The 6,501-nt window shown below is 45.5% G+C and carries 3 protein-coding genes and 1 pseudogene; all 4 read left to right on the forward strand.

What is annotated here, in order from left to right; translation table 11 throughout:
- The first annotated feature begins 303 nt into the window (after nucleotides 1-303).
- Nucleotides 304-1,578 (forward strand): sensor histidine kinase, encoded by a 1,275-nt coding sequence (locus DXZ20_RS14470; protein ID WP_163669875.1) that lies wholly within the window; start codon nucleotides 304-306, stop codon nucleotides 1,576-1,578.
- A gap of 93 nt (nucleotides 1,579-1,671) precedes the next feature.
- The gene (locus tag DXZ20_RS14475) at nucleotides 1,672-2,094 is read left to right on the forward strand and encodes a response regulator (protein WP_163669877.1); all 423 of its coding nucleotides are present in this window, start codon (nucleotides 1,672-1,674) and stop codon (nucleotides 2,092-2,094) included.
- A 365-nt stretch (nucleotides 2,095-2,459) separates the two neighbouring features.
- Nucleotides 2,460-4,952 carry an EAL domain-containing protein gene (locus tag DXZ20_RS14480; protein WP_163669879.1) on the forward strand — a complete coding sequence of 831 codons (2,493 nt, stop codon included), beginning with the start codon at nucleotides 2,460-2,462 and terminating at the stop codon, nucleotides 4,950-4,952.
- 239 nt (nucleotides 4,953-5,191) lie between these two features.
- Nucleotides 5,192-6,501, forward strand: a pseudogene (locus DXZ20_RS37455) (hypothetical protein); the annotation flags it as partial.

The following is a 6,501-nucleotide window of genomic DNA, read 5'->3' on the forward strand; positions in this document are numbered from 1 at the left end:
TTTATCCCTGGCTAAGCTAACGAAGTAAATCCAGTTTAGTCAGCAAGCATCAGAAAGTTTTGGCTTTTAACCGGAGGGGTGTCATTATTACCTCTCCGGTTCTATTATTTATTTGTAGATGTCATGTAGATGTAAGACTTTAAGATAGCTAGTTTATCGCCTCCCAGTTCTTACCTGCATAGGAAAGTTTGCTCCAACCCCCAGGGGCACCCAGCCTATTCCAGTAGCGCTAAGCTCAACGGTCATTTTGCCCCCAGCGACCAGGTCACTGAATTATTAAGCTTTTTCATTCTCTGGTAGCCATTGCAATATAACCAGCAAACTGAGCCTCTAATTAGCAGAGCCTTTCAGTCGTTACTAAACCATCGCCGAGTTACCTGTCTGCTTGTCAATCGGCAAAACTATTTACTACATGTCTGTGGCGATCCCCTTGGGCTGCTGAAAACTCAGTCTGATGCCCAGACTGACCGTAGTGATTGTCAAGACATCCTGAAATGTTTGCCAATTTCATTGCGGCAGCCGGTCAGCATAGCTCTCCAGCAAGCACACATCAATGCTGGCCATATCCAACGAGCTAGCGGCCAGATCAGCACAGTCGATAATGAACAGCCCTATAGGGTGACCATAGAAGCTCACTTACACCTTGCCAGTGAGTCAACGGAAGAGTTTTTAACACTTTTGGTTGAACGAGAGACCTATGACTCTTCATTAGAGAAGCTTGGCCAATGCGCCAGTACTGATTTATCAGTGCACAATTTAACCCAATCCCATAACCCTAAAAACGAAACGACAGAACTGCTCGCAATTAATAAACGTCTGCGAGCAGAAGTATTGGAACGACAACAAACAGAGCAAAAGTTAGCCCAGAAAGCTGAAGCATTAATCCGATCTAATGCGGATCTAGAGGAGTTTGCCTATGTCGTTTCCCATGATTTGCAGGAGCCTCTGCGAGCCATGACAGCTTTCTCCCAGCTGTTGGCACAGCGTTATAAAGACAGCCTAGATGCATCAGCCCAACGATATATCACCCATATCGTTGACGGTGGCACTCGCATGAAAGCCATGATAGATGGCATTCTAGAACTCTCTCGCATTAACAGTAAACAATTAAATAACAACCCCACCAACCTAGAACAGGCCCTTGCCACGGCACTCGAAAACCTTAAGCTTATACGTTTGGAAAATCAAGTAACTATTACTCATGGGGACTTACCCACCCTTGATGTGGATACAAATCATGTTGTACAGCTACTGCAAAACTTAATCAGTAACGCCATTAAATTTCGAGGACCGGAACCGCCCCATATTCATATTAATGCTGAGCAGCAGGCCACTAAGTGGTTTTTTAGCGTACAAGACAATGGCATTGGTATTCCCCAAGACCAACAAAAACGTATTTTTAAGCTATTTCAGCGATTGCATAATCAACAAGAGCAAAAGGGTTATGGGATTGGCCTAGCTATCTGCAAAAAAATTGTCGAGCACTATCAAGGTAATATTTGGCTCAAATCGTCTCCAGGAGAAGGCTCAATATTTTATTTCACTCTAGTCCCAGATCAATATCAACATGAAGCTTAAAGTTTGCTTATGAGGAAACCCTCAAGTCCACTGTCCTGGTTAGAATCATAGCCTTCGGGTGCACAATGGGTGTTAGCATGCCTGACCACTAAGATGGACGTAACTATTCTTCTTGTAGAAGATTCCCCTACTGACGCAGCTATCTTATCAGCTGCTTTTGATGATGTCGGCTGCCAATGGTCTATTCAACTGGCTCAAACTGGAGACGAAGCTTTAACCCTACTAAAGCAATTCGATAACAGTCACGCTCATCCTCAACTGATTTTGCTGGATCTCAATTTACCTGGTAAAACAGGTCACGAAGTTCTAGGAGAAATTAAGGGGAACTCAGCTTGGCAAGCTATTCCCACCATTGTCTTGTCAAGTTCTGCCACTCGTGACGATATCGATAAAAGCTATCAGCTCCATGCTAATGCGTACATTACTAAACCCACAAACTTTAGGGAATATCAGTTGATTGCTCAGAAAATCCTGGGTTTTTGGCTTGAAACTGCCCAATTGCCCACCAGTCTGTAACTTAAAATACTAATTCAGCAATTTTTGACCCAATATCTAGAGTAGAGTTAGCTCGATATATGTTTTTCGATGCTCTAGCAATTCCGTAGCACCTGTGCTCTCTGTATAGGCAGTCATATCGTAAGAATAGGTATTTTTGCGATATACAAGTTATAACGACTTTTCTTACTATGTCTCTAGATCAATTAGGACGCTGCGTGTTGTTTTCTGTAGAGACTCGTATTTATTCTTTTGTTGTTGCATAATTACCAGTGCTGATTACCACCTAGCTAGTCTATTTATAGGAGCTGCTATGCCTATGAATAAAACACTAGCTATTTCATTTTTACATTTTCTCCTTAGATATAACCTATACGGGCGTACCCATGACAACAGGTATAGATGCACTATTGATTGAAGACAACATATCGGATGCTCAACTCTTCCAAGAACTGTTATCTTCCTCTGAACTGCTTGAAACAACATTGCATCATATTGAGCGCTTTAATGAAGCTATCAGGACTCTAGAGACTAATAACAATTTTGATGTGGTTTTATTAGACCTTTGTCTACCTGATGGTCAAGGTGTCGATCTAGTTAAGCAAATTAAAACACTTGTGCCCAAGGTGCCTGTGGTTGTTCTAACAGGTATTCAAGATCAAAACGTTGCCATAGCTGCCTTGCAGGAGGGTGCCCAAGACTACCTGGTAAAATCAGACACATTTTCACCCGAAAGATTGCAGAGGTTAGGCTATGTTGATGTTGGTAATCTCCTGGCTAAGACCATTCAATATGCAATTGAGCGTACAGAACTCACAAAAAAGCTAGAAATTAGTGAGGAACGCTATGCTCTGGCGGTGCAAGGGGCTAACGATGGCATTTGGGACTGGGATTTGAGAACCAATACTATTTGTTATTCCCTCCGTTGGAAAACCATGCTGGGGCTTAACCACAGCAATCTTAGTGATAGCCCTGAAGAGTGGTTGTCACGTATCCATGCTGATAGTCGGTCAGAGTTTGAACAAACACTACAAGAACACCTTGCTTCTCAGCGGTCTAACTTTCAATTTGAATATCGAATGCGTCATGCTGATGGCAGCTATCGCTGGATGTTAACGCGCGGTATGGCTTTATGGGATGAGGAAGGACAGCCCTACCGGATCGCCGGGTCCCAAACCGATACCACTGAGCGCAAACATCTGGAGCAATCGCTCTATCAAGAGAAAGAGCTGGCCCAGATTACTCTCCACTCCATTGGCGATGCTGTTATTACAACCGATGCCCATGGCTATATTAAGGATTTTAATCCGGTGGCTGAGAAACTGACGGGTTGGAAAGCCAATGACGCAAAAAAACGCTCCATTTCAGAAGTTTGCACCATTGTTGATAGTGCGACCCAGCAGCCCCTGCAAAATCCAGCCTTACAGGCCATCAAGGAAAAGAAAGCCATTAGCCTCAGCAATCATCCCACACTCATTTCTAAAACTGGTCAGGAATTTGCGATCGGAGATTCGGCAGCCCCCATTCGTGCCGATAACGGCGAGGTGCTGGGCACCGTTCTTGTCTTCCACGATGTCACTGAAGAACGGGGTAGGGCTAAACAACTGGCCTGGCAAGCATCCCACGATCCACTGACCGAACTATTCAATCGCAAAAAGTTTATGCACGCTCTAGATAATGCCATTGAGGAGCTGCACGGTGCAGAATCACAGCACATGCTGTGTTATATGGATTTAGATCATTTCAAGGCTGTGAATGATACCTGTGGCCATGCGGCTGGGGATCAGTTGTTGCAACAAGTGGCCGATCTGTGGCGGAGGCAAATTCGTCAAACTGATGTGTTGGCTCGACTTGGTGGTGATGAGTTCGGTCTGTTGCTATACAACTGTAAATTGGATCGTGCCACTGAAATTGCTAAGTCCTTTTGTCAGGGTATTCAAGGGTTTCGCTTTGTGTTCGATGGCAAGATGTTCAACATTGGTGTCAGCATTGGTATTGTGCCGATGGTATCCAATACTGTCAGCAGTAAACAGGTTATGCAGCTGGCGGATAAGGCCTGTTATGTCGCCAAAAATAAGGGGCGTAATCGCGTGCAAATCTACCACTCAGACGATGTCGGCATTAGCCGACAAACTGAAGATGTGCAATGGTTTTCACGGGTGACGGAGGCCCTTGATGGGGACCAGTTTCAGCTGTATTATCAAACGATTGAATCCGCTGTCCCCAACTCTAGCGATATTCGCTTGTGTGAAATTTTGCTACGCTTGCCCAATACTCGTACCGGTGAAATAGCACCACCGATGGCATTTTTACCGACAGCGGAACGCTATAACCTCATGCCCCGCATTGACCGTTGGGTCGTGGAAAGTTTCTTTAGTTATTTGACGTCCCATACCCCGATGCCTAAGACAATTTATAGTGTCAATCTATCGGGTGCTAGTATCAATGACGAAAATTTTATCGGTTTTTTGGAAAAGCAGCTACGAAAGTATCCCGTCAACCCCGCGATACTCTGTTTCGAAATAACGGAAACCCTAGCCATTGCTAATTTACAAAAAGCGGCGGATCTTATTTTGAAACTTAAAAAGATTGGCTGTCACTTTGCGCTAGATGACTTTGGTAGTGGTATGTCTTCTTTTAGCTATCTAAGGCATTTACCGGTAGACTACTTAAAAATTGATGGTAATTTTGTCAAGGAATCCCCAACAGATGATTTGCTCTGTGCCATGTTGGCAGCTATTAACAACATCGGTCACATCATGGGCTTAAAAACAATTGCTGAATATGTTGAAAGTCCAGCTGTGCTGAAAAAAGTTCAGGCACTGGGTGTAGATTATGTGCAGGGCTATGCTATTAGCCACCCCCAGCCACTGGTATAATGTCTTTTTAGAAAATTACTGACATCACAAAACTTGTTTATTTGAACGTGTACTTCGCCATATTTCTTTAGTATTGCTATAGCTAACGTACAGAAAGCTTAGGGAAAACGGTGACTCTGACGGAAAAAGGTGAGAATCGTAGCTATGTTTGCTAGGATTGCCCCTATGTTGTAGCTGTTTGCATAGATCACACCAGTGGCTACAGGTGATACGGGCAGGTCTCTGACAGGTGTTTAAGTATGCGTTATTGGGAGTTTTTAATTCAGCAGGAAGGTGATCAGACCTGGCTACCGCTGGAAACAAGGCAGGTAGAAATCTTGGAAGGTCGCTATCGCATGGCTGCCCATACGAGCTATGACAGTACTTCTGTCGAAGTTCGGGTTAGTCAACTGTTGCTAGATGAAATTCCTCCTCGCCGTCGTGTTCGTAAACGTAAAGCAAATACAAACGACTCGGGATTGCTGGCTATTTTCCCGTTTATCAAGCTGAGTCCTGGCCGCTGGGAAATTGAGTGTAACAGTCCCAATGTCATTGATGACTTTCTGGGGGAGGGGGGATGGCATTATTCGGTGCAATTACAGGTCACGCCGCGAGATGAGGATGATTGGGAACCTAACTGGTCGGAGGCTACAGTTGACCATCGGCGCTCGCTTGATGCAGAGGTCAGTGCGGAGCAACCAGCGGCTGGTATCTCTGATATTGCACTGGGTGATGCTCAATCACCTGACGTTCAGTTGCAGCTAAAGCAACAAGCCTATGTAACAGAGTTGGGACAAACATTAACCCTGACTGGCCATCTATCTCAAACGGCTGGGAGTCCTTTAGCCAATGGGCAGCTTTGGGTAGAGCTACGGGATCCACAAACGGCCAGTACGGTTACTGAAAAGGCGTTTGATTTACCCAAAGCATTGCCCTCTCCCTTTTCGGTCACGATCGCGTTGCCAGAGGAACTATCTACTCAGGTTATTCTGGGGGCGATTTCGCTCCTGAGCCCAGATGGCTCGGTGGAGAAAACTGCGTTGGTGTCGGCGTCCTTTACGGTCACCATCGGTTTAGCGCAGATGCTGGATGCGATCGCAAATCAGCCAGACCTCGATTTTGAAGAAGAAATCTCCATTTTTCCAGGCTCCACGGAAGCCTTTGTTCCCTCCCCAGAGAAATCAGAGGCACTCCTTACCAGCGATACCCCTATAGTTCCCAAGGAAATTATCCCTTCTGAAGGCTTGACCCTACCTCCCCAAATCAAGCCACCCAGTGATGTAGACCTGGATCCCGACCGGCAACCAGAACTGCCCACCTTTCAGGTAAACGCCGACAGCTCTCCAACCAAAGCTGAGACAGAAAGTCTATTGACTGATCAGGCAGATGAAGTCGCAGACACTATTGCAGAAAATCCGTCAGAGGACTCTCCTGCGACGGACCCAATCATCGATGCTGATCCTGAGGCGATGCGTTCTATAGAACTGGGAACAGCTATGGAGGATACAAAAGTCGAAGAACCTCCTATGGACGAGCCACTCCCCTTTGCCGAACCCCGAGTAGCCGAACC

The sequence above is a fragment of the Adonisia turfae CCMR0081 genome (genome assembly GCF_011009555.1).
GTDB classification, from domain to species: domain Bacteria; phylum Cyanobacteriota; class Cyanobacteriia; order Phormidesmidales; family Phormidesmidaceae; genus Leptothoe; species Leptothoe turfae.

What these genes read in the sequence shown, in the direction of transcription:
- DXZ20_RS14475 (WP_163669877.1), top strand. Translation starts at nt 1,672, where the DNA reads ATGGACGTAACTATTCTTCTTGTAGAAGATTCCCCTACTGACGCAGCT.
- DXZ20_RS14480 (WP_163669879.1), top strand. Translation starts at nt 2,460, where the DNA reads ATGACAACAGGTATAGATGCACTATTGATTGAAGACAACATATCGGAT.